General features: G+C 61.1%; 22 protein-coding genes. 17 read left to right on the top strand and 5 right to left on the bottom strand.

Annotation, left to right across the window (positions count from 1 at the left end):
- Nucleotides 1-17: 17 nt before the first annotated feature.
- Together VGG22_06165 and VGG22_06160 are read left to right on the top strand one after the other, a co-directional pair.
- Nucleotides 18-893 carry a 3-hydroxyacyl-CoA dehydrogenase NAD-binding domain-containing protein gene (locus tag VGG22_06165; protein ID HEY1727935.1) on the top strand — a complete coding sequence of 292 codons (876 nt, stop codon included), beginning with the start codon at nucleotides 18-20 and terminating at the stop codon, nucleotides 891-893.
- Nucleotides 890-2,035, top strand: a complete 1,146-nt coding sequence (locus VGG22_06160) for an acyl-CoA dehydrogenase family protein (GenBank protein HEY1727934.1) — start codon at nucleotides 890-892, stop codon at nucleotides 2,033-2,035. Before VGG22_06165 ends, VGG22_06160 begins: the two co-directional genes overlap by 4 nt.
- Before the next feature lie 198 nt (nucleotides 2,036-2,233).
- On the opposite strand, the gene VGG22_06155 is transcribed toward VGG22_06160, so the two are convergent.
- Nucleotides 2,234-3,328, bottom strand: a complete 1,095-nt coding sequence (locus VGG22_06155) for a redoxin domain-containing protein (GenBank protein ID HEY1727933.1) — start codon at nucleotides 3,326-3,328, stop codon at nucleotides 2,234-2,236.
- A 90-nt stretch (nucleotides 3,329-3,418) separates the two neighbouring features.
- Between VGG22_06155 and sucC the strand changes: the two genes are divergently transcribed.
- The 5 genes from sucC (at nucleotide 3,419) to VGG22_06130 (ending at nucleotide 10,679) form a co-directional block, all read left to right on the top strand.
- Nucleotides 3,419-4,594, top strand: coding sequence for an ADP-forming succinate--CoA ligase subunit beta (sucC, locus tag VGG22_06150; GenBank protein HEY1727932.1), 1,176 nt, complete (start codon nucleotides 3,419-3,421; stop codon nucleotides 4,592-4,594).
- Nucleotides 4,594-5,478, top strand: coding sequence for a succinate--CoA ligase subunit alpha (gene sucD / locus VGG22_06145; GenBank protein HEY1727931.1), 885 nt, complete (start codon nucleotides 4,594-4,596; stop codon nucleotides 5,476-5,478). The genes sucC and sucD overlap by 1 nt, the downstream gene beginning before the upstream one ends.
- Before the next feature lie 224 nt (nucleotides 5,479-5,702).
- Nucleotides 5,703-8,954, top strand: a complete 3,252-nt coding sequence (locus VGG22_06140) for a TonB-dependent receptor (protein ID HEY1727930.1) — start codon at nucleotides 5,703-5,705, stop codon at nucleotides 8,952-8,954.
- A gap of 12 nt (nucleotides 8,955-8,966) precedes the next feature.
- Entirely contained in the window at nucleotides 8,967-10,397 is a 1,431-nt protein-coding gene (locus VGG22_06135; protein ID HEY1727929.1) for a hypothetical protein, read from the top strand.
- 72 nt (nucleotides 10,398-10,469) lie between these two features.
- Entirely contained in the window at nucleotides 10,470-10,679 is a 210-nt protein-coding gene (locus VGG22_06130) for a hypothetical protein (GenBank protein HEY1727928.1), read from the top strand.
- 56 nt (nucleotides 10,680-10,735) lie between these two features.
- Here the strand turns inward: VGG22_06130 and VGG22_06125 are convergent, their stop codons facing one another.
- Entirely contained in the window at nucleotides 10,736-11,023 is a 288-nt protein-coding gene (locus VGG22_06125; protein HEY1727927.1) for a LysM peptidoglycan-binding domain-containing protein, read from the bottom strand.
- A gap of 252 nt (nucleotides 11,024-11,275) precedes the next feature.
- Between VGG22_06125 and lexA the strand changes: the two genes are divergently transcribed.
- The 9 genes from lexA (at nucleotide 11,276) to VGG22_06080 (ending at nucleotide 19,601) form a co-directional block, all read left to right on the top strand.
- Nucleotides 11,276-11,908: a transcriptional repressor LexA gene (gene lexA / locus VGG22_06120; protein ID HEY1727926.1), complete on the top strand. Its 633-nt coding sequence runs from the start codon at nucleotides 11,276-11,278 to the stop codon at nucleotides 11,906-11,908.
- Nucleotides 11,862-13,181 carry a methionine gamma-lyase family protein gene (locus tag VGG22_06115; GenBank protein HEY1727925.1) on the top strand — a complete coding sequence of 440 codons (1,320 nt, stop codon included), beginning with the start codon at nucleotides 11,862-11,864 and terminating at the stop codon, nucleotides 13,179-13,181. Before lexA ends, VGG22_06115 begins: the two co-directional genes overlap by 47 nt.
- A 9-nt stretch (nucleotides 13,182-13,190) precedes the next feature.
- Entirely contained in the window at nucleotides 13,191-13,514 is a 324-nt protein-coding gene (locus VGG22_06110; protein HEY1727924.1) for an FHA domain-containing protein, read from the top strand.
- Nucleotides 13,420-14,697, top strand: a complete 1,278-nt coding sequence (coaBC, locus tag VGG22_06105) for a bifunctional phosphopantothenoylcysteine decarboxylase/phosphopantothenate--cysteine ligase CoaBC (protein ID HEY1727923.1) — start codon at nucleotides 13,420-13,422, stop codon at nucleotides 14,695-14,697. Before VGG22_06110 ends, coaBC begins: the two co-directional genes overlap by 95 nt.
- 1 nt (nucleotide 14,698) lies before the next feature.
- The gene (locus tag VGG22_06100) at nucleotides 14,699-15,499 is read left to right on the top strand and encodes a type III pantothenate kinase (GenBank protein ID HEY1727922.1); all 801 of its coding nucleotides are present in this window, start codon (nucleotides 14,699-14,701) and stop codon (nucleotides 15,497-15,499) included.
- Nucleotides 15,500-15,593: 94 nt separating this feature from the next.
- Nucleotides 15,594-16,667, top strand: coding sequence for a tRNA dihydrouridine synthase DusB (gene dusB / locus VGG22_06095; protein HEY1727921.1), 1,074 nt, complete (start codon nucleotides 15,594-15,596; stop codon nucleotides 16,665-16,667).
- A complete protein-coding gene (locus tag VGG22_06090) occupies nucleotides 16,667-17,932 on the top strand; it encodes an aspartate aminotransferase family protein (protein HEY1727920.1) in 1,266 nt (421 codons plus the stop codon). Before dusB ends, VGG22_06090 begins: the two co-directional genes overlap by 1 nt.
- A 2-nt stretch (nucleotides 17,933-17,934) precedes the next feature.
- Nucleotides 17,935-18,393, top strand: a complete 459-nt coding sequence (locus VGG22_06085; GenBank protein HEY1727919.1) for an aromatase/cyclase — start codon at nucleotides 17,935-17,937, stop codon at nucleotides 18,391-18,393.
- Nucleotides 18,390-19,601: a hypothetical protein gene (locus VGG22_06080; GenBank protein ID HEY1727918.1), complete on the top strand. Its 1,212-nt coding sequence runs from the start codon at nucleotides 18,390-18,392 to the stop codon at nucleotides 19,599-19,601. The genes VGG22_06085 and VGG22_06080 overlap by 4 nt, the downstream gene beginning before the upstream one ends.
- A 68-nt stretch (nucleotides 19,602-19,669) precedes the next feature.
- Here the strand turns inward: VGG22_06080 and VGG22_06075 are convergent, their stop codons facing one another.
- Together VGG22_06075 and VGG22_06070 are read right to left on the bottom strand one after the other, a co-directional pair.
- Complete coding sequence (locus tag VGG22_06075) at nucleotides 19,670-20,095, bottom strand: hypothetical protein (protein HEY1727917.1); 426 nt, start codon at nucleotides 20,093-20,095, stop codon at nucleotides 19,670-19,672.
- A complete protein-coding gene (locus tag VGG22_06070) occupies nucleotides 20,085-21,026 on the bottom strand; it encodes a YafY family protein (GenBank protein ID HEY1727916.1) in 942 nt (313 codons plus the stop codon). Before VGG22_06070 ends, VGG22_06075 begins: the two co-directional genes overlap by 11 nt.
- A gap of 95 nt (nucleotides 21,027-21,121) precedes the next feature.
- Here VGG22_06070 and VGG22_06065 point away from each other — a divergent pair, with 95 nt between their 5' ends.
- Entirely contained in the window at nucleotides 21,122-21,502 is a 381-nt protein-coding gene (locus VGG22_06065) for a VOC family protein (GenBank protein HEY1727915.1), read from the top strand.
- A gap of 3 nt (nucleotides 21,503-21,505) precedes the next feature.
- On the opposite strand, the gene VGG22_06060 is transcribed toward VGG22_06065, so the two are convergent.
- A complete protein-coding gene (locus VGG22_06060) occupies nucleotides 21,506-22,171 on the bottom strand; it encodes a hypothetical protein (GenBank protein ID HEY1727914.1) in 666 nt (221 codons plus the stop codon).
- Nucleotides 22,172-22,213 lie beyond the last annotated feature (42 nt).

Here is a 22,213-nt window from a genome sequence, read left to right as displayed (position 1 = left end):
CGTGCCGCTGAAATAACATGCGGATCTTAGTTATAGGCGCCGGGCAGATGGGATCCGGGATCGCGCAAGTTTGCGCGCAAACCGGACACGAAGTGCTGCTCAACGATCGCGAAGAGAAGTTCATCGAGCACGGCATACGTTCGATCGAATCGAATCTCGATCGCGCCGTTGAGAAAGGCCGGATGACGGCCGACGAGCGGGGACGGGTTCTCTCGCACATCGACGCGCGGCCGCACTTCACGAATCTCGACGTTGCAATCGCGATCGAAGCTGCGACCGAGAACCTCGAGCTCAAACTGCAAATCTTCCGCAAGCTCAACGAATCGACGGCGCCCGAAACGATTCTTGCCAGCAACACGTCCTCGATCTCGATCACGAAGCTGGCCGCCGTCTGCGACAATCCGGGGCGCGTGATCGGAATGCACTTCATGAATCCGGTTCCGGTCATGAAGCTGGTCGAAGTCATCCGCGCGATTCAAACGACAGACGCGACGGCGAAGTTCGTCCACGATCTCGCAGCCGATCTCGGCAAGACGACGGCCGAGTCGCGCGACATGCCGGGCTTTATTGCCAATCGAATTTTGATGCCGCTTATTAATGAAGCGGTCTTCGCTTTGTTCCAAGGCGTCGGTACTCCGGATGCGATCGACACCGTTGCGAAGCTCGGACTCAATCATCCGATGGGTCCCCTCGAGCTCGCCGATCTGATCGGCCTCGATACGTGCCTTGCAATCATGGAAGTGTTGTACGACGGTCTTGGCGACCCGAAGTACAACCCGTGCGCGTTGTTGCGCCAATACGTCGACGCCGGTTGGTACGGGCGCAAGACGGGCCGCGGTTTCTACGCGTATGAGAACGGCCGCAAAGTCAGCGCCGAGGCGGTCCCCGTATAGCACAATTCGAGCTGACCGACGACCAGCGCGCGATTGCGGAGCTGGCAGCGGAGTTTGCCAAGCGCGAAATCGCACCGCATATCGCGCAGTGGGATCGCGGTCACACGTTTCCGCGCGCGCTTTTCACGAAGATGACGGAAGCCGGCCTAATGGGCATCGTCATCCCGGAAGAATATGGCGGCGTCGGCGCAGACTACGTGAGTTACGCGCTCGCAGTCGAGCAGATCGCGAAAGTCGATGCCGGCGCAGCGGTGACGCTCTCCGTGCACGTCATGATTTGCGCGGCGATCATGCGCCTCGGCACCGACGCGCAGAAAAAGAAATATTTACCGATGCTCGCGACCGGCGATGCGATCGCGGCATTTGCGCTCACGGAGCCCGAAGTCGGTTCGGACGCCGCCGCGTTACGTGCAACCGCGCGGCGCAAGGGCGACGCGTTCATTCTGAACGGTCGCAAACAGTGGTGTTCGAACGGCGGCTACTCCGCGGTGATCATGGGGATGTTTCGAACCGGCGGTGAGGGCGTGCGCGGCATCTCTGCGTTTCTGATCGATCATCCCTGGAAGGGCATGGTGATCGAGAACCTCTCGAACAAACTCGGCATTCACACTAGCAACACGTGCGACATCGCTTTCGATGACGTTGAGATTCCGGTAAGTGCGTTGCTCGCCGGCGAAGGCGAAGGCTTGCGCAGCGCGCTCGGCACACTGACGTCGGGCCGCATCGGCATTGCCTCGCAGGCGTGCGGCATTCTTGGTGCATGTCTCGACGCATCGGTTCAATTTGCAAAAGATCGCGAAGCTTTCGGCAAGCCGATCGGTGCGTTCGAAGCGATCTCGTTCAAGATCGCGCGCATGGCCGCTGATTTGAATGCCGCGCAGCTCGCGACGTACCGCGCGGCTGCGCTGTGCGACGCCGGCAAACCGTTTGCCGTCGAAGCCAGCATGGCAAAACTATTTGCGTCGACGAAGGCGCGCGAGCACGCATCGGAAGCCGTGCAAATTCACGGGGGCTACGGATTCATGAGCGACTTCCCGGTCGAGCGCTACTATCGCGACGCGAAGATCACCGAGATCTACGAAGGCACCTCAGAGATTCAGCAGATGATCATCGCGCGCGCTTTACTCGGAAGGCTGGAATAGGAAAGGCCCGAACCGTTGACGGCGGCGACGGCAGTTGCTAGACTGTAGGCACCACTTTCGTGAAAATGCTTCTCTGGAAGCTACGGAATCAGAGCTCGCAAGGGCTCTGATTTTTTTATTGTCCCGATTCCTCGACTACGCGCTTTCGGCGCTACGCTCGGAATGACAAAATAAGCTCCATCGCGTTGGCCGCCTCGACTAGTTCGGGACTTCGCAGGATTCGAAGTCGAAGCTGAACATGCCGACGCCTGAGCCTTGCGGCTCGAGCGTGAGATCGTGCGTACCCCACTTCTTATTGTTGATGATCGTGTAGGCACGCGGCGCATCGACCGTCATGTACGAGCGTCCTTGCGCATCGTATTGAATGTCGGGGCCCGCATCATCGTGCGCAACGGGTTTTCCGTCTTGCGTAACGATGACCGTTACCGCGCCTTTTTCCGGACGCATGACGCCGACGACCTGAATGGCGTGGTACTTGAGCGCGACATGCGGGCGGCCGTCGACTGATACGAGTCCTTGTTCCACTTTGCGCCAGCCGCCTTGCAGATAGATCTTGCCGTCCGTGTGCGAGCCCTTGTCGTAGTACATCGCGCTCGTAAGGCCCTGGAGCGACGATTGCGAGTCGAACAGACCACCGTTCGCAGCTTGCGGCGGAGCGTTTCCCACGTTTGCATGCGGCCCGCCGACGAACGTCTCTTCGGTCTTGGGATAACACACGGCGCCCGGCTTCGAGTAGTTGTCTTCCGGCAACAGCGCCATGATCGGCGGCAATTGTAGCGACGGATTCGCGCGCTTGAGCAGATATTGGATCCGCTGTTCGGTTTCGGTATAGCCGCCCTCGCCGATCACGCTGTCGTTACGTTTTCCGGTTTGATCGAAAAGCAGCTCGTGCGGCCATGTGGTGGTGCCGTAGCGGTTCCAGATTACGTCTTTGTCATCGAGAACGACCGGCCAAGTTACGCCGAGCCGCTTCGTTGCCGCTTCAACGTTCTTCGGGTCGGAGGAGAACGTGAACTCCGGCGTGTGGACACCGATGATGACGAAACCGTCCGCCGCGTAACGCTTATACCATTCGCGCAGATACGGGAGCGTGCGCAAGCAATTGATGCACGTGTACTCCCAGAAGTCGACGAGCACGACTTTCCCGCGCAAATCGGCGATGGAAATCGGAGCGCCATTGAGCCATCCGCTGCCGCCGTCGAAGGACAGGATGGAATCCGGTTCGGCCGCCGTCACCAACGTCGGTACCAAGAAAAGCGCTGCGATCAGGACCACCGAGGACAAGCGTTTCATAGTGAGACTAACGTCGGAAGGGTCCGGCAAGTTCTCCTGCCTAAACGCGTGCACAATCTTGCTACTATCGGGAACGGCGGGCGTGTCGAAATGAAGTTAGTCGAATACCAAGGCAAAGAGCTCTTTAAGCGTGTCGGCATTCCGGTTCCGCGCGGAGAGCATGCGCGTACCGCGGACGACGTTGCATCGTTCATCGCCGCGAATCCCGGTTCGTGGGTGCTCAAAGCTCAAGTGCAGATGGGTGGGCGCGGCAAAGCCGGCGGAATCAAATTCGCCGACAATGCAGATGACGGAAAGAAAATCGCTGCTGCGCTGATCGGCACGACGCTGCGCGGAATTCAGAATCCGCAAGGCGAGCTCGTCAAGTCGTTGCTCGTCGAAGAGAAAGTTGCAATCGCGCACGAGGCCTATGTTTCGGTCACGATCGATCGCAGTACGAAGCGTCCCGTGTTCATCGTTACCGCGCAAGGCGGCATGGACATCGAAGAGGTTGCGGATAAAGATCCGCACGCGCTTTCGAAATATTGGGTTGATACTGCAGTAGGATACTCGCCGTTCGAAGCGCGGCTTCTGTTTTTTGCCTCGAAGCTTCCGGCCGGATACGCGAAAGAATGGCCCGCGATCGCAGGCGCCATCTACAAACTGTTTTTCGACTACGGTGCGAATCTGATCGAGATCAATCCGCTCGTGCTCACCAAAGACGGGCGCGTCATCGCATCCGATGCGAAAGTCGAGCTGGACGACAACGCGCTCTACAAACATCCCGAGCTTGCCGCGTGGGAGAAAGAAAACGAATCGCCCGACAACGAGGACGAAGCCAAAGCCGTTGCGATTGGTCTCGGACGTTCGAACTACGCGCGGCTCGACGGCGACATCGGCGTGATGGCCAACGGCGCCGGGCTCGGCATGGGAACGATGGACGCGATTCGCACCGCCGGCGGTTCCGCTGCAAACTTTCTCGACGTCGGCGGTGGTGCGCAAGCCGAACGCGTGCGCAAATGCTATGAGCTGATCGTGAGCGATCCGAAAGTTAAGGCGATGTTCATTAACATCTTCGGCGGGATAACGCGCGCCGACCAAGTCGCGGCGGGGATCGTCGAAGCTCTCTCGGGCAACTCGCTGCGGAAAGTGCCGCTGGTCGTGCGGCTGACCGGGACCAATGAAAAAGAAGGCCGCGAAATTCTGGCCAAGGCCGGAATCGCGTCGGTCGAGACGATGGACGACGGCGCCGCCAAGGCCGTCGCTGCCGCGAAGGGAGCCGCCTGATGTCGATTTGGCTCGATAAGAACTCGCGCGTCATCGTTCAGGGGATCACCGGTCGCGAGGGCGGTTTCCACGCGAGCCGCATGATCGCGTACGGCTCGAACGTCGTCGGCGGTGTGACGCCCGGCAAGGGCGGAAGCAAGATCGAGACCGGCCAGCCGGTCTTCGACACCGTTAAAGCCGCCGTCGAGGCGACCGGGGCGACCCATTCGATCATCTTCGTCCCGCCGCAGTTCGCGGCCGACGCGCTCTACGAAGCCTACGACGCCGGGATCGGCTTCTGCGTCTGCATCACCGAGGGGATCCCGGCGACCGACATGCTCAAGATTGTGGCGACGACCCCTGGGATGCAGATCCTGGGGCCGAACTGCCCCGGCCTCGTCTCGCCGGGCAAGGCTCTGGTCGGGATCATGCCCGGCCACATCTTCGCGCCGGGCAAGGTCGGCATGGTCTCGCGCTCCGGGACCTTGACCTACGAGATCGTGGACAATCTTACGAAGGCGGGCCTCGGCCAGTCGACCTGCGTCGGTATCGGGGGCGACCCGATCATCGGGACCACGTTCGTCGATGCGCTGCGCGAGTTCAAGAGCGATCCGCTGACTGAGGCGCTCGTGATCTGCGGCGAAATCGGCGGTTCAGATGAAGAAGACGCGGCCGCCTTCATAAAGGAACACATGGCCGGCATCCCGGCCGTCGCTTTCATCGGTGGACGCTCGGCGCCGCCGGGCAAACGTTTGGGCCACGCCGGCGCCATCATTTCGGGGAACACCGGGACGCCGCAAAGCAAAGTCGCGGCATTCGAAGCTGCCGGAGTCCCAGTCGCCGACCGGCCTTCGGACATCCCGAAGTTGCTTAAAAAGAAGCTCGGCAATTTAGTCCATGCCTGAGCCAAATATCCAGAAAAAGTAAGGAAATGTATTCTTGTGCTTGCCCTGCGTATTAAGAGGGTTAAGCCCGTCACATAAACGAAAGGCGCGGAGCGAGCAGGGGGCCCTCGGGGCCGCCCACTTGTTTAGTTTGCCTTTCCCCATTGGAACAATCTGGAGGCAGCATGCGACTCACACGGATACGCCGTGCGTCGGTTAAGTGCGTAATCGCGTCACTGTTAGCTGTGGCGATTCTTGCACTAACTACGCCATCGGCGTTCGCTGCGGGCGGTGTCTATGGCACGCTCAGCGGTACAGTCCTTGACTCGACGACGCGCGCACCGATCAGCGGTGCCAGCGTCTCGGCGAAGTCGCCGAGCAATTCATACTCGGCAACGACCGACTCTTCGGGGCACTTTACGGTCCTGGGTGTCAGTGTCGACACGTACTCGATCAGCGTGACCGCACCGGGTCACGACACGGTCAACATTCCGGGCGTCACCGTATTCGGTGACCAAACGAACTCGATCGGCGCGGTTTCGCTCGAACCGCATCTCGCAACGATTGCGCGCGTAACATCGCGTAGCGTTTCGAGTGCATACCAACCGACGCAAACCACCGATCAATATACGATCAACCAAACGCAAATAGTTCAATCGACCGGTAACAAATACTCGTCGAACGAAAATGCGGCGCTTTTGTCGGTTCCGGGTGTGACCCTGACCAACAACAGCATGGCGTACTCGACCCAGGTGACGATCCGCGGTGCGGCGGCCTGGGAAGTCGGATATCAGATGGACGGCGTTCCGTTCCGCGAGCCGTTCCTTAACGGAAATGGTTCGTTCGGACTTATGAACGGCGTCGGTAACGTTCAAGTCGTCGAAGGTGCTGCGGACGCAACGCAAGCCGGCGTCGGCGCGGGCGTCATCAACATCGTCCCGCAGCGCGGCAGCGGTCCGGGTTCCGGCGAGCTGTTTCTCGGTGTCGGTGGTCCGAATTTCGATCACCAGCTCGGCATCAACTACGGCTTTTCGACTCCCGACAATCGCTTCTCGGATTACATCTCATACAACGGTGAGCGCCTGACGCCGTATTACGGTTATTCGGGCGGTACGCCGCAAGCATACTTGGCTGCGTTCCCAACTCAGAGTTTGCGGAACGACCAATTGCTCAACAACTTCTTCTTCAAGTTCGGTAAGGACAACAGCCAACAGCTGCAAGTGCTCTATATGAATACCTCGCAGCAGGGGTTCCTGACGTCGACTGCGCTCGACAATACATACTATCCGTACGACTTCACAACGCAGAACTCGTTCGGTTATGCGATCGCAGCCGGCGTCACCGGCGGGGCCCTAACGCCAGCGCAGTACTCGGGACTCGTCGGCCTGGCTCCCGGCGTGCCGGCAACGAACACGCTGGCGACGTCGCCGCAGCAGCTGTTCTCGAACCAGACGCGTTTCCTCAAGTTGGAATATGACAACAACCTCAGCTCCAATACGTACCTAGCGCTGCGGTACTACAACTGGGAAACGCTGTCCGACAGCGACGACACCCACACACTCGGCGCTTGGGCTAACGGCGCAGGCGGCGTTGGCGAAACGAGTAGCGTCGGTGGTCCGACCTCGGGCGTCAACATGGACTTGCTGCATCAATTCGGCTCGAACCTAACGGTTACGCTGAACGGTCAGTACAATTTCATTCGCCCGGTTTGGAACAACGTCAACCCGGACTACATGGTCTACGGTACCGGACTCGATCCGGGCGGCCTTGCCAATGCGCCGTTCATCGGCGACTGGCTGCCGGGTGGCTACGTCTACAACTACTTCGGAGCCAACGCGGTTAACATACCGCAGCGGGATTGTTCGTCGGTTGCGGTTCCGGCCGGATACGCGTCGAACTGCTTGCCGCGTATTCCGAACTGGGGCATCAACTACACAAATGCCATCTTCCAAAACTACGGCATGGGTATTCGCTTCCAGTACAATCCAACGGACCGTCTGCGCTTCGACGTCGGCTTCCGCGAGGAAGGGCAGAACACGCACTGGACCAACTCGCTGCCGGGGCAAGGGCCGCCGGCGAGCGGTATCTGCTCGGGTTCCTGTATCGCCTACGGCGTGGCCGCGGGCTCGACGGTTCCGATCAACAATCCGTTCGACGTCCTCAACTCGTCCTGGGGATCGAACTTCCTATCCCCGACGGTGGCCGAGCCGCGCATGTCCGTCTCGTATGAGATGGGCTCGAACGACTCGCTGCGCTTCAGCTACGGCCGCTCCGCGGTCTTCGCGGACGCGCAGTTTGCCGGCACCCCGTTCGGTATGTACGGATACGAACCGTATCTGAACGTCCCGGCGAACGGTGTCCAGCAGTGCGGCTGGTTGGCAACGACCACCTGGAACTGCAAGAGCTACGCGCAAGCCCTATATTGGGAAGGCGACAACATCGAGGCGCCGGACGCCGGCAACTCGGCTCCGGCTATCTACAATAACTGGGACTTCAGCTACAACCATCTCTTCACGAATGGTTGGGGTCTGCGGCTCTCGCCGTTCGTGCGAACGGGCTCAGGGCTGCCGATCGGTACGATCATCAATCCGGTGCTCGGTATCTTCGCAACCACAAACGAAGGTTACGAAAAGACGAGCGGAGTTGAGTTCGACCTTACGACGCCACAGCGGGCTGTCGGATTCTCCGGTTTCTTCGCTGCAACGTATCAGAACGTCCTAACGACGACTGAGCCGTTCACCAGCTACGAAAACGCGTTCCCGATCATTCCGCCGCCGTCAGTCGCACTCGGCGATCTGTACCGCGCTGACTTCGTCTCACCGTTCTCGATCCGCATCGGCGGCGTTGAGAACTTCAAGAACGGTTTCAGCATCAGCCCACAACTTCAGATGAACGTCGGCTATCCGTACAACTTGGGCAACTACGTTGCGGCGACGCTGGCGAACGGCACGAACATGAATATCCCGCAGGTGGATTTCGGTCCGGCCGTCAGCAGCGGTCTCGGCAACACGGGCAGCCTCATCGGCTCTCCGGGAGCCGCGATTGCGACCAACTACTACGATCCGGCGAACCCGGGCAGCGCGCTTCAACCGAACATCGCGGCAAACCGCGGCGTCGGCCTTGGCGTCGCGAGCGGAAGTCTGCTTTCACACTTCAATTTGAACGCAGATCTTACGTTGCAGTACAAGTGGTCGCGTAACACCATCGGTGTCCAGATGTTCAACCTCTTCGGCAACGCGTTCGTCAACACGATTCCGATCGTGAACCCGTACTACCAACCGGTAGCCACGGGCATATCGGGACCGCAGACGAACTACGGTTCATGCGCGAATCAGGTTGGAGCTGGAAATCGGGGCTGCGTCCCAGTGATTCCCTCGGCGGCAAATGCCTTCACCAACGGTGGATATTTGCTCTCGAATGCCAACTACACCAGCGGAGCATCGGTGGGGCCACAACAGCCCTTCTATCTCCAAGTCTATTATTCGCGGTCGTTTTAAATGGAATGGCGCATGACTAATATCAACAAGCTCATTGCATTAGGGGCGATCGCTTCGTTCGCTCTCGTCGGATGCGGGTCGGCAAATGGATCAAATGCACCCGCACCAACTAACCATGCCAGCATCCCCAGCAACGTTCTGCAGTTTGCTGTCGGTACGGTTAACTTGTTCGGTACTGCCAACGGCGGTCTGAACGTGGTTACGACGTACCGTCAGCCGGCCGGCAGCACGTTGCCTGGCGGCAGCGGTACGCTGCTGAACTCTCCGACCATCACGCTTCCGGTGGCAATCGCCGCCGGAAGCGCGGATGCCTCGGGCTCGGTCGAGGGTTTTGATCCCTGCTCGACCGCGGCTTTCGGCTCTGCGACGGCGGAGACCACCACGACAATCACGAGCACCACGCAGAACTCAGCGTTCAATTGCGGAGGCACTGCGCAAACGACGTTCGGCCAATCCGGCGGCGTTTTCGGTCTCGGGCTTGAACCGTACAACTCCGTTGGACAGGGTGACTACGCCGCGCTTCTGGGCATCATCGGCCCGGGGTCGGATGGTACGCCGTTCTCGGTCAATCCCTACCCCGTGCCGCTCTGGGATACGGTCAACGCGGGCTGCGCAACGGCGCCGGCTTGCGATCCGAACCAGCTCGACGCAGCGTGGGGCGGTCCGCCGGCGATCCAGTACAGCAGAGACAGCAACGGGCAGAACATTGCCTTTGACTCAGACGATGTCGGTAACGGCATTAGCTTGGGCATCGACGTGTTCATGATGCCGGCACCCGCAGCGGCTGCCGGAACGTACGGTCTCTCAGTCAGTATTCCGGCGAATTCCGGAACGACGACTGCATCGGGGTCGTTCGCGTTGCCCGGCGTTGTTGATCTTGGAACGGCGGGAGCTGCTCCGGGATTCGTTCCGGATGGCACCGGCGGCGGAACCGTCACTCTTGTGCCGCCGGCCGGCGCATGGACGGAAGCGCTTGTCGAAGTCATCGACTACCCCGCGGCGGCTACGGCCGGTGGCGGGGGCGGAATCTACTACACGTTGGAGGCCGTCAACGGTGGTAACGGCATTGGCTGCACCGGACTCGTGTGCACGCTGTCGGACACGATCGGGCCGAATCCGGCCGGATGCGTGATCGGCGGTACGCTGCCGGCTTGTACCTCGACTGCCGCGGGCGATCAGATAGTCACGCAAGTGGTCTACGCTGATTACCCGATCTACGAGTTGCAATACGGTACGCAAGCAGCCAGCAGCAGCGGGAAGACCTCGCCGACGTTGCTCGGCGCGGCGGGAAGTGCGGACCTGTCGATCTCGACAGCTACCTGCACGATCGCTGCAGCGGGTGACTGCAACGCCAACCTGCCGCTGCTTCATGCGCGGAAGCTTGGAAGAGCGCTCCACCGCATGCCGGCCGCTGCACTCAAGGCAAAGGCGCCCGTCAAGTAGAGACACCAGGACACAAAACAAAGGGCTCGGCTTCGGCCGGGCCCTTTTCGTTTGCTAGAGAAGCGCTGCAACGTGAAACACGGTTATCACTGTGAAGAGTGTGAGGATACGATTTGGCCGGCGACGACGCGCTCCGAGCTGGTTTGGTTGCGCAACAAACAGCACGTCGTGCAAGAAGTCGCGCGTCATCTGCAATCAGGACTCGATACGTGGATGGACGAGGCGCTGAACTTCCTCGATCGCCACAGCGGACATAACGTCGTGATCGTGCGACGGCCTTAGTCGCAAAAAGAAAACGAGCCGCTTACGCGGCCCGTTAACCATCACACGGCGACGATTTAGATCGGGATTCGGATCTGCTGTCCCGGTTGCAGTGTGGCGGTGTCGAGATGATTGTCGGCCATGACGCGGTCGATCGTGGCTTGCACGTCGCTACCGGAGGCCGTCCTGGCCGCGGCCAGCGTCCAGAGGTCGTCGCCGCGCTTCACTACGACCGTTTCGTAGCGCTGCGGGCTTGCGGCGTAAAGATGGCCGCTCGCGAGAGTTGGGATCGAGACTGCCAGACTCAAGGTCCCGAGCGCGATCAGCGGCATCAGGGTGAATCGGGTCTTTCGGGTCGCCAACATTACTTTGTCCTCGCTATATATAGTGGCAAACGTCTGTTCGTCCCCAAGATTGTACCTCGGCCGCTTGCTTGCCGTCAAGACTTCTTCGAACGTATGTTTGCCTTTTTACCCGGTTCTTGATATGGTGAAAGCAATTGAGCGGCCAGTCTGACCCTACCGTAGGCCGCTGTCGTGCCAGCTGCATGGCACTTATCTCTGTCCCTCGACTACGGCGCTTTGCGCCTACGCTCGGGATGACACAGGGGGGAACTTTTGCCGGAAACAGTTACAACGGACCGACAACAGCGGATTCTCGACGTCATTTGCGCCTTTACGGCCGAGCGTGGCTATCCGCCGTCAGTCCGCGAGATCGGCGAACGGGTGGGACTCTCGTCCTCGTCGACCGTCCAGTCCCATCTCAAGACGCTCGAACGCCGCGGATTGCTCAAACGCGATCCGACTAAGCCCCGGGCGCTCGTCCCAAGCGGAAGCGCCTCACGGCCGCTCGAGCGCGCACGCAACGAAAACGGGCAAGTCGCGCACGTGCCCATCGTCGGTAAGGTCGCAGCCGGCGTTCCGATCACGGCGGTTGAGAACGTGGAGGACACTTTCGCGCTGCCGACCGGCTTCGTCCGCGATCCGAACGCCTTCATCTTAAAGGTCAGCGGCGACTCAATGGTCGACGCCGCGATCTTGGACGGCGATCTGATTGTCGTGAGGCCGTCGCCGGATGCCAAGAACGGTGAGATCGTGGTTGCGATGCTTGACGGGGAAGCAACCGTCAAGCGCTTCTACCGCGAACCGAGCCGGATCCGGCTCCAACCGGAGAACCGCTCTATGACGCCAATTTACGCGGACGATGTTACAATCGTCGGCCGAGTCGAAGCCGTCATACGAAAACTCTAGCGACCTCATAGAAGCGATCCTCGAGCACGCCGCGTGCGGGCCCGAGGTAGCGCATGCTGCGCGAGCTGCGGCGTCGATGCTGCAGCCGCGTGACGTCGCATTGCGCGCGCGCATTCGTATGCGTGTCATCGGCGCTTTTCTGAAAGAAGGTCTGGCCGAATCAGATCTGGCCGGAACGCTCGGCTACGGCTACGACGATGCGGCACGCGAGCACTACGAAGCGTTGCTGGCGCGCATTTTCCGTGGCGAACGTGCGCTCGCACGCTTGAATTTCGCAAGCGGCACACACGCAATTCTGACGGCGCTTTCGGCCTGCACCGCACCCGGTGAGACGATCGTGTGTGCAGCCGGACGTCCGTACGACACGCTGCATTACGCGCTCACGTCCGCACCGAATTCGCTTGCGTCGCAAGGCATTGGATATGCGGAAGTTGCGCTCGATGGTAACGGACGTTTCGAACCCGGCGCGCTCGCGGAAGTTCTCGCGACGACGCCGGCGCGTACGATCTTCGTGCAACGCTCGCGCGGTTACAATCCGCGCCCATCGATGTCGATCGCGGAGATCGAAGAGCTCGTGCACGTCGTGCGCTCGTTCTCTCCGAACGCGCGGATCATCGTCGACAACTGCTACGGTGAGTTCGTCGAAGAACGCGAGCCGCTCGAAGTCGGCGCCGATGCGATCGCAGGTTCGCTGATCAAAAACATCGGCGGCGGCCTCGCGCCCGCCGGCGGCTACGTGATCGGACGGAAGGACGTCATCGAACGAACTGCAGCGCGCTTGTACGCGCCCGGTTTGCGTGACGCGCTCGGCTCGACGCTCGGGTTTGGCCGTGCGCTGCTGCAAGGACTATTTTCGGCACCTGCGCTCGTCGGCGAATCGCTACGCGGCCTCGATTTCGCGGCGACGCTCTTCTCCGAGCTTGGCTTCGAGGTCGAACCGCGCGGCGGCGAACCGCGCACCGATATGGTGCAAGCGATTACGCTCGGAACTCCGGAAGCGCTGATTGCCTTTGCGCGTGGGCTGCAGCGCGTGCTGCCCGTCAACGCGCGCTTCGCACCGGAGCCGGGGGCGGTTCCCGGGTACGTTGATCCCGTGATCATGTCCAGCGGCGCGTTTATCGCCGGATCGACCGCGGAGCTTTCCTGCGACGCCCCCCTGCGGCCGCCGTTCCAAGTCTATTTGCAAGGCGGGACGCTCGCCGAGCACGTCGCCCTCGGAGCCATCGCTGCTGCCGATGCAGTTATGAAGGGACAGAAGGGCGAGCAACGGTAGGTTTTCGACGTGTACATCCTCGAGATCATGAGCGGGCCGCTGGACGGCAAGACCTGGGAGTTCGATCACGAGATCACGATCGGCCGCGACGAACGCGTCGCGACCGCGTGCATCACGATCGACCGCTACGTCTCGCGCAAGCATGCGCGGCTGTACGCTTCGGACCAAGGCAGCTTGCACATCGAGGATCTCGCAAGCCGCAACGGGACGCGTCTGGGCGGCAAGCCGCTCAGCGGCGATGCGGAGCTGGAAATCGGCACGCCATTTACGATCGGGCGGACGCTCTTACGTGTCATTCGAGCCGGTGCAGGCGCGGAGGCCGAGCACGATTAGAATTCTCCTGGGTGTATGCGGCGGGATAGCCGCGTACAAAGCAGCGGCGTTGACGAGTACGCTCGTCCAGCGCGGCGCCGATGTAAACGTCGTTATGACCGACGACGCTCAGCGTTTTATTGCGCCGCTCACGTTTGCGGCGCTCACGCGCAATCGCGTCCACACCTCGCTGTGGGACGAGCAAGAAAAGATTCCGCACATCCGGCTGGTGCGCGAAGCCGACGTGATGGCGATCGTGCCGGCGACGGCGAACGTGATCGCCAAGCTCGCGCAAGGCATCGCCGACGACTTGCTGACGAACGCGGCGCTCGCGGCGACGATTCCGATCGTCATCGCACCCGCGATGAATGCGGCGATGTACATGAATGCAGCCACGATCGAGAACATGCGCACGCTGCGAGCGCGCGGCATCGAGTTCGTCGAGCCGGAATCAGGATTTCTCGCGGAGCGCGAGCACGGCATCGGCCGGCTTGCCGACGAGTCGAAGATATTGGCGGCGATCGAAGCCGTCGTTGCGCGCGGAAATGAGCTGCGCGGCGAACGCGTCGTCATCACGGCGGGGCCGACGCGCGAACCGATCGATCCGGTGCGCTTCATCTCGAATGCGTCGACGGGTACGACCGGCATCGAGATTGCGCGCGAAGCTTTGGCGCGCGGCGCGGTCGTCGATCTCGTCCTAGGTCCGACGAATGCCGATCCACCCGAGGCGGCGCGCACGCATCGCGTGACGACCGCGCAAGAGATGTATGACGCCACCGTTCCGCTTGCCAAGGAAGCGACGATCGTCATCGCCGCGGCCGCCGTCGCGGATTGGCGTCCGGCCCAAGCGCATGCGCAGAAAATCAAAAAGGAAGCCGGCGAAGCGGACGAGAGCGTCGCGCTCGTTCGTAATCCCGACATTCTGGCCGCGATCGGCGGGCAGAAGAACGGCACGTACCTGATCGGCTTTGCCGCTGAGACGCAGGCGCACGAAACGAACGCGCGCGAGAAGCTGCGCCGCAAACACCTGGATGCGATCGCCGTCAATGACGTCGCCGGAGAGCGCGGCTTTGGCACCGGCGAGAACGAGCTTGTGCTCTTGCACGGCGATGCGGGTCGCATTCCGCTCGGCCGCGGACGCAAGCGCGAGCTGGCGACGCGGTTTTGGGACGCAATCAAGTCGCTCCGCGCAGAGCGTAACTAGCATGCTGCTGTGCATCGACGTCGGCAACACCGATACGAAACTCGGATTCTACGGCGTGCCCGCCTCGGGACTCGGACTCGAAATGGTTGCGCAGTGGCGCGTCACGACCATCCGTCCTCGAACCGGCGATGAATACGGGGTCCTGTTCACCTCGCTCTTCGCTTCCGAAGGGATTGCGCTCGGCGCGGTTCGCGGAATTGCGATGTCGAGCGTCGTTCCGCAAGTCAATCGGGACTTGCGCGACTGCTGCCGGCGTTATTTCAAATCCGATCCGCTCATGCTGAACGCGCGCGCGCAGCATTTGATGGAAGTGCGCACCGAGCGTCCGAACGAGCTGGGTTCCGACATGCTCGCAGCCGCTATCGGCGCCCGCGGAAAATACGGCGTGCCCGCGATCGTGATCGGTTACGGTACGGCCACGACGTTTTCGGCGATCTCGCGCGACGGAGCATTTCTCGGGACGGCGATTGCGCCCGGAATTCAGATCTCGATCGATGCGCTGGTCGCGCGTGCCGCAAAGCTTCCGCAGGTCGCCTTCGAGCCGCCCAGCTCGCCGATCGGCCGCGAAACGACTGAATCACTGCAATCGGGTCTCGTGTACGGTTTCGTCGGTCAAACGGAAGGCGTCGTCGCGCGCTTCAAGGAGCAGCTTGGACCCGATGCACGCGTTATTGCGACGGGTGGCCTCGCCGACATCGTTGCGGACAACACGAATATCGTCCAAATCGTCGATAAGTCGCTCGCCCTCGAAGGCCTCAAGATGTTTTGGGAAGCGGAAGTCGCTGCCACGGTGCGACGATGATGCATCAGCGTCGCGGCTTGGTCACGTTTGTCATCCCGAGCGTAGGCGCGAAGCGCCGTAGTCGAGGGACAAAGATAATCGTTGACGTCTCCCATTGCGGCTGTCCCTCGACTACGCGCTCTCGTTTCGCATCGAGCGCTACGCTCGGGATGACATGGGCATCATGACGGTTCCGAAACCTCTCAAAATCGGAGGCCATGAGATTTGGCCGCCGATCGTCCTGGCGCCGATGTCGGGCGTGACGAACCGGACGATGCGCGCGCTGTACAAGCCGTTCGGTTTCGGGCTGACCGTTACGGAGTTCGTTTCGTCGAACGCGTTGCAATACGGCGCCAAGCGCACGATGGAGATGATCGATCAACACGGCGTCGAGCGGCCGGTTTCGACGCAGTTGTGGGGCAGCGATCCGGCCGTCATGGCATTGGCGGCGAAAGTCGTGCGCGAGTGCGGCGCTGATATCGTCGACATCAATTTCGGCTGTCCCGCGCCAAAGATCACCAAGACGGAAGGCGGCAGCGCCTGCCTGCGCGATCCGGAGCGCTGCGAAGCGATCATGAAAGCGGTCGTCGAGGCCGTCGATTGTCCGGTGACGATGAAAATGCGCCTCGGCTGGAGCGAAAGCGAGATGGTCTTCATCGACGTCGCGAAGCGCGCACAGAGCGTCGGCGTGCAAGCCTTGACGCTCCACGCGCGGACGGCCAAGCAATTCTATAAGGGCAGCGCCGACTGGGAGCAGATTCGCCGTCTGAAGGCTGCAGTCGACATTCCCATCATCGGGAACGGCGATCTGAGCGATCCGCACGATGCCATGCGCCGCATGCGTGAAAGCGGCGTCGATGCGGTCATGCTCGGCCGGGCGATTCTCGGCAATCCTTGGCTTGCCTCAGGCGTACGCGCACTGATGGAAGGCCGCGAGCCGCTGCCGTATCCGAATGCGGTCGAACGCCTGCGCTTCGCAATCCATCACTATCGCATTATGGTTGACGAGCTTGGTGAGTCGCGCGCGGTTCCGCAAATGCGCAAACATCTCGGCTATTATCTCAAGGGATTCACGAGCGCAAGCGATCTTCGCGAGCTGGTCATGCGCACGCCGACTGCGGCCGAGACGCTGGCGCTCGTCGAAGCGACGGTCGAACGGCTCGAAGCCGAACGTCAAAAGGCTGCGTAGTGATTGCCGAAGATGCGAAGCAGTCGCTCTACGATGAGACGTACGAGAACTATCGCGAATATGTAAATCCGCCGCTCGCGCGCGTGATGAAGCTTTCGGGCTCGCCGCTCGAAGTGAGCGCGCACGGGACGACGATCGTCGACCACGCCGGCAAAGCATATCTCGATTTTGCGGGCGGGTACGGCGTCTTTACGATCGGCCATAGTCATCCGCGCGTGGTCGAAGCGGTGCGCCGGCAGCTCGATGAGATGTCGCTCTCCGGCAAGACGATGTTCAACGCGCAGCTCGGAAGGCTCGCAAAGCGTCTGGCAGAGCTGACGCCCGGCGATTTGCAATACTCGTTTCTGTGCAACAGCGGGACCGAAGCCGTCGAGGGCGCGCTCAAGCTCGCGCGCGCCGCAACACGGCGCTCGAAGATTGTCGCGACGCAGGATGCATTCCACGGCAAAACGCTGGGTGGGTTGTCGGTCAGCGGACGCGAGACGTTTCAGGAGCGGTTTCGTCCGCTGCTGGAAGACGTCGTGCACGTTCCGTTCGGTGATGCAGAAGCGCTCGCGGGTGTGCTCGAGGATGCGGCCTGCTTTATCGTCGAGCCGATTCAAGGCGAAGGCGGGATCAACGTTCCGCCCTCCGGATATCTTTCACGCGCGCGCGAGCTGTGCGAGCGTGCCGGCGCACTTCTCGTCGCTGACGAGGTTCAAACCGGACTCGGGCGGTGCGGCGTGATGTTCGCGTGCGAATTCGACGGCGTCGTTCCGGACGTGATGACGCTGGCCAAGGGACTATCCGGTGGCGTCATTCCCATTGGCGCAATCGTAGCGCGTCCGGCCGCATGGAATGCGGCGTACGGAAAAGCGCCGCTGCTGCACACCTCAACGTTCGGCGGCGGTGAGCTTGCATGCGTCGCGGCGTTGGCTGCGCTCGACGTATTGCGCGACGAAGATTTGGTCGCCAACGCAAAGGCGCGCGGCGAACAGCTTCTGACCGGTGCGCATGCGATCGCGCAAGCGTATCCCGGCGTAATCCGCGAAGTGCGTGGACGCGGCTTGCTCGTCGGCGTCGAGCTCGTGCACGAAGGTTACGCGGGCACGATCATTCCGGAGATGCTCAAGGCCGGCGTTACGGCCGCGTGGACGCTGAACCAGCAGCGCGTCATTCGTCTCGAACCGCCGCTGATCGTAACGGAGTCCGAAGTCGAGCGCGCCCTTACGGCACTGCGCGGCGCGGTTGCGACGGCGCAAACGAAGCTAGGCGTTCTCACCTAGCGATGGCGTACGTAAAAGTTGAGATCGTCGTCGCTGCTCCGGCGCGCGACGTCTACGAGCTTGCGAAGGATCAGGAGCGTTTTCCGGAGTTCATGCCCGACGTCGAATCGGTGACCGTGCTCGAACGCCGCGACGACGCGATCTTGACGCGCTGGAAGACGCTGGTTGAAGAAGCGCCGATCGAATGGACGGAAGAAGACCGGTTCGATGACGCGCGTACGCGCATCGAGTACAAATTGACGGAAGGCGATCTCGACAAGTTCGAGGGCACGTGGACGTTCGATGACGTCGGCGACGGAACGACGCGCGTCGTGCTCGACGTCGACTACGATTTCGGCGTACCGACGCTGGCGGAGCTGATCGGGCCGACCTTGCAGCGCAAGGTGCAAGAGAATAGCGAGATGATGCTGGCCGGCCTCAAGCGCGAAGCCGAAGCGTTGGCTTCCAAGACGCGCGTGTGACGCGGGTCTGGCCGTGGCTGTGCGCCCCGGCAATCTTCGCGCTCGCTGCGGGCCTCGTCATCAACGTGCCGATGTTCGACGAATGGACGTTCGCGCCGCTTGTTCTCGCGTTGCATGCCGGCACGTTGCACCTCAGCGATCTATGGGCGCAGCAGCAAGCGCACCGCAGTTTCGTGCCGAGCCTGCTGATGCTGGCGCTGGCGCAGCTCGACGGTTGGAACGTACGTATCGAGGCTTTGGTGAACGTGTTGATTGCGCTGGCAACGCAAGTCGTGCTCTTCATTCTCGGATCGAGCATCGAAGGCGAGCGCCGCGCGTGGTGGTTTGGAATCAGCAGCTTGTTATTTTTCTCGCTGCTACAAGCCGAGAATTGGCTGTGGGGATTTCAGATGTCGTGGTTTCTGGTGAATTTCTTCGTAGTCGCGGTCGTCGTTTTACTGCGGACGCGCAAACCACTGGGTTTCATCGTAGCGATACTTGCCGCCGTGGCTGCCTCGAGCTCTCTGATCTTCGGATTCGGCGCATGGATCGCTGGGATCGTCATGCTGATTCGCTGCCGCGGACTGTTGGCGGCGTGGTGCGCGCTTGGCGCGATCTTCGCGGTGTTCTTCTCGATCGGCTATCATGCGCCGCAGTTTGAAAACGGATGGGGTTCGCTCTCTTCTCCGCTTGGCATCGCGCAGTTCATCTTGGTCTATCTTGGCGATCCGCTCGGAGCTTGGGCGGGACGAATCGTAGCGGAGATCGCGGGAGCTGCGCTGATCGTGGCCTTTGTGTACTGTATGCGCATCGCGCTCGCGCAAGGCGTGCCTGCACGACCGTGGTACGCGCTTGCAGCGTTTGCGCTAAGCGCGGCATGTTTTGAAGCGGCCGGACGCGCCGGGAACGGCGTTGACGCGGCGCTGGCGTTGCGGTACGTGACGCCCTCGACACTCGGATGGATCGCGCTTGCCGGACTCTCCGCCCAAGTGCTCGACTTACGCCGGTGGCACGCCCAGACGCTTGCAATCGGCGCGCTCGTGATCGTTGGGTCAGCGGCGGGGTACTTTTATTCCTACTCGCTTACGGGCTTACAGCTCGATGCTTTCGTTGCGATGCAGCATTTGGATCGCGTCGACGACGAGGAGCTCAGCGAGTACAGTGCCGATCCCGATACGCGCGCGCTCGCGGCGCAGTTACGCGCAGCCCATCTGGGCCCTTATCGTTAGCCTCGTTGTCACCCTGAGCGTAGCGCGCGGCACGCGCGCGAAGTCGAACTACGCTCGGGATGACAAGCTTAACCCTTAATATCGATGGCGGCGTCTTCCCCGACCGGTGTGCCCGCGGAGTCGCGCGCGACGAAATGAAACGTGATCGTGTACGGAATACGTGCGAATGGCGGCAGCACCGGAACGTGATACGCGCAGCCAAACTTTCCGAAGTCGTGCTTGATGAGCGCTCGTCCACCGTAAAACGTACGCATCTCGACGACGGCAACGTTCGTGGAGGCGGTCACGCGAATGCGCACCAGATCGCCGCCCTTGAACGTCTTTCCTGATATCCAGATCGATTGAATGACTGGCGGCGCAGCGTTTGCACGCACCTCGGCGGCGACCATTGGCTCTGATCCGCCGTAAGCAACCGGCGCGCGTTCCAACGGCATGCGTGGCGTGGAACACGCAGTCAGTGCGGCCAGCACGATTGCCAGAAGTCTAGCCGGCATAGTGGCCGAGCACGTCGCGCGCGAGCGCGACAATGTCGTCGACGAGGTCGAGCGGCTCGAGAATCGTGACGCTCTTGCCCCACGCAAGGATCTGCTGAATCGCGGCGCCGCGGGCCGGAAACTCGAAACGCACCACGCACTGCGCCGCGTTCTCATCGATGCTCTTGGGCGTCCAATATGCCGTGAGTGTGTCGAGCATGGTGCGATTCGCGCGGACAGTTACCGGCAAGCGTTCGTGCATGCCCTCGTAGTTGCGCGAGCTTTGCGACCAGTAAGCGTCCAAATCGAAATCGCGTGGACGTTCGAAGTGCGCGTCGGTCGCCCTTACCGTTAGAATGCGATCCGCGCGGAAGCTTCGTAGCTCGCTGCCCGAGCGGGCGACGACGTACCAGATACCGGTCTTCGAAACGAGACCCAGTGGATCGATCTCGCGCGTCGAGCGCGTTCCGTTGCGATCGCGGTACGCGATCTCGATGCGGCGATCGTCCCAAACCGCGCGCCGCACGAGCCCGAGCGTTTCCGTCGGCGCTTCGGTTTGCCCCCAGCGGCGCTGATCGACACGGATGCGCGTCCGTGCCTTTTCGGCGATGTTCTTCTGACGCTCGGAAAGCGCACCCGAAAGTTTTTCGCGTGCACGTTGGAGCGGCGAGCCGAAGCCGAGATCGGCGAGCGGATCGCTGCCGGAGACGTACAGCGCGTGAATCTCGTCCTCGTCGAGCTCCGCAATCGCGCGGCGGTAGCCTTCCATCAGATGAATGCCGCCCTGGGCTCCGCGAGTCGCGAAGATCGGGACCCCACCGGCCCCGAGCGCCTCGACATCGCGGTAGACCGTCCGCTCGCAGACCTCGAGCTCGTCCGCAAGCTCGCGCGCCGAGCGGGGACTCTTCGTTTGAAGCAGCAGCAGTATCCGCAGAAGACGCGCCGATTTCACCCGTTCAGCCTACCCTTTTAAATATGACAGCAGATGTCAGGTATGATTCGGTAGGCTTGAACAAGACACCCACCTCACCAGACGGGAGCTTTGAGATGGCAGCCACCCAAACCGCGACGATCCGCGGCATCGACATCACGACCTATTTGGTCAAAGACGCGGAGCGCGCGAAAAAATTCTATACGGAGACGATGGGTCTGAACCTGACCCAAGATTATGGCCCCAACGGCGGCGAGTTCACGTTCGCCGACGGAACGACGTTTGGTCTTTGGAAGATGGACGACGGCTCGTGGCATGCGAGCGGATGGGCCCTCTTCGCCGTCGACGACGTCCGCACGGCCGTCGACTATTACAAATCAAAAGGCGTGAAAGTCAACGATCACATCGAGGACTCGCCCGTCTGCGTAATGGCGTTCGCCGAAGATAGCGAAGGCAACAGTTTCATTCTGCACCAGCGCAAAGGCGGACGCGACTAGCGTTTACTCCGGCAGTTTGAACGCGACGAATTGTGCTTCCCAGCGCTGATTCGTCCAGAAGCGCTGGCCGTCGTGGCAGAGCGAACGCGCTTCGAAGGGGACGCTTGCGAGATCGTTGATCTCCGGCGTCCCTTTGCGTGCGTCGACTCTCGTAATCCGATAGTCGCCCGAATCCATACCGGCTGATGTCGCAAGATAGAAGCAGCCACCGAAAATCGTCATGCCGGTAATTTCGCGCGGAATTTCCGCAACGACACGAATCTCACACCCTTTGTCGTCGATCTCGAGGATGCGTTTTTGGAAGCGCTGACTGAGATACAGAAAATCACCATCGTACGCGATGAATGAACCAGTGTCTTCCGGACATGCAAACTTGTCTTTATCTTTGAAGCCGTGGCCGGGGACGTAGCGACGAACGTATCGATTGTCTTCTTTGCCGTTCTCACTGCACAGTACGCGCAGCTCGTCACCGACGACGCACATGCCGATCGGTCTGCCGGGCGCCTCATTTTCTTCGAAGACGCGGCCTTGCCGCGAATCAACGCCGTAGATGCGTCTCGTTTCGAGCGACCCCATCCACAGTGTCGCTCCGTCGACGGCGAGGGCTTGCGGCGCCGGAGCGGGCGATGGAACGCGATAAAGCTCTTCGATTTCGCTCAATGTCTGCATGGCGGCGGGCTTCGCAGCCCACTGGGCGGGGTCCCGCGCGAG

The sequence above is a fragment of the Candidatus Baltobacteraceae bacterium genome (assembly GCA_036489885.1).
Lineage (GTDB): Bacteria > Vulcanimicrobiota > Vulcanimicrobiia > Vulcanimicrobiales > Vulcanimicrobiaceae > JAFAMS01.
Note: the sequence above shows the minus strand (reverse complement) of the source record. Positions and strands in the feature narration are given on the sequence as shown.

Bases quoted from the DNA above. Each gene is read 5' to 3' on its own strand.
- VGG22_06165 (HEY1727935.1), top strand. From the start codon at position 18: ATGCGGATCTTAGTTATAGGCGCCGGGCAGATGGGATCCGGGATCGCG.
- VGG22_06155 (HEY1727933.1), bottom strand. From the start codon at position 3,328: ATGAAACGCTTGTCCTCGGTGGTCCTGATCGCAGCGCTTTTCTTGGTA.
- sucC (HEY1727932.1), top strand. From the start codon at position 3,419: ATGAAGTTAGTCGAATACCAAGGCAAAGAGCTCTTTAAGCGTGTCGGC.
- sucD (HEY1727931.1), top strand. From the start codon at position 4,594: ATGTCGATTTGGCTCGATAAGAACTCGCGCGTCATCGTTCAGGGGATC.
- VGG22_06135 (HEY1727929.1), top strand. From the start codon at position 8,967: ATGACTAATATCAACAAGCTCATTGCATTAGGGGCGATCGCTTCGTTC.
- VGG22_06125 (HEY1727927.1), bottom strand. From the start codon at position 11,023: ATGTTGGCGACCCGAAAGACCCGATTCACCCTGATGCCGCTGATCGCG.
- VGG22_06115 (HEY1727925.1), top strand. From the start codon at position 11,862: ATGTTACAATCGTCGGCCGAGTCGAAGCCGTCATACGAAAACTCTAGC.
- coaBC (HEY1727923.1), top strand. From the start codon at position 13,420: ATGCGGAGCTGGAAATCGGCACGCCATTTACGATCGGGCGGACGCTCT.
- VGG22_06100 (HEY1727922.1), top strand. From the start codon at position 14,699: ATGCTGCTGTGCATCGACGTCGGCAACACCGATACGAAACTCGGATTC.
- VGG22_06085 (HEY1727919.1), top strand. From the start codon at position 17,935: ATGGCGTACGTAAAAGTTGAGATCGTCGTCGCTGCTCCGGCGCGCGAC.
- VGG22_06075 (HEY1727917.1), bottom strand. From the start codon at position 20,095: ATGCCGGCTAGACTTCTGGCAATCGTGCTGGCCGCACTGACTGCGTGT.
- VGG22_06065 (HEY1727915.1), top strand. From the start codon at position 21,122: ATGGCAGCCACCCAAACCGCGACGATCCGCGGCATCGACATCACGACC.
- VGG22_06060 (HEY1727914.1), bottom strand. From the start codon at position 22,171: ATGCAGACATTGAGCGAAATCGAAGAGCTTTATCGCGTTCCATCGCCC.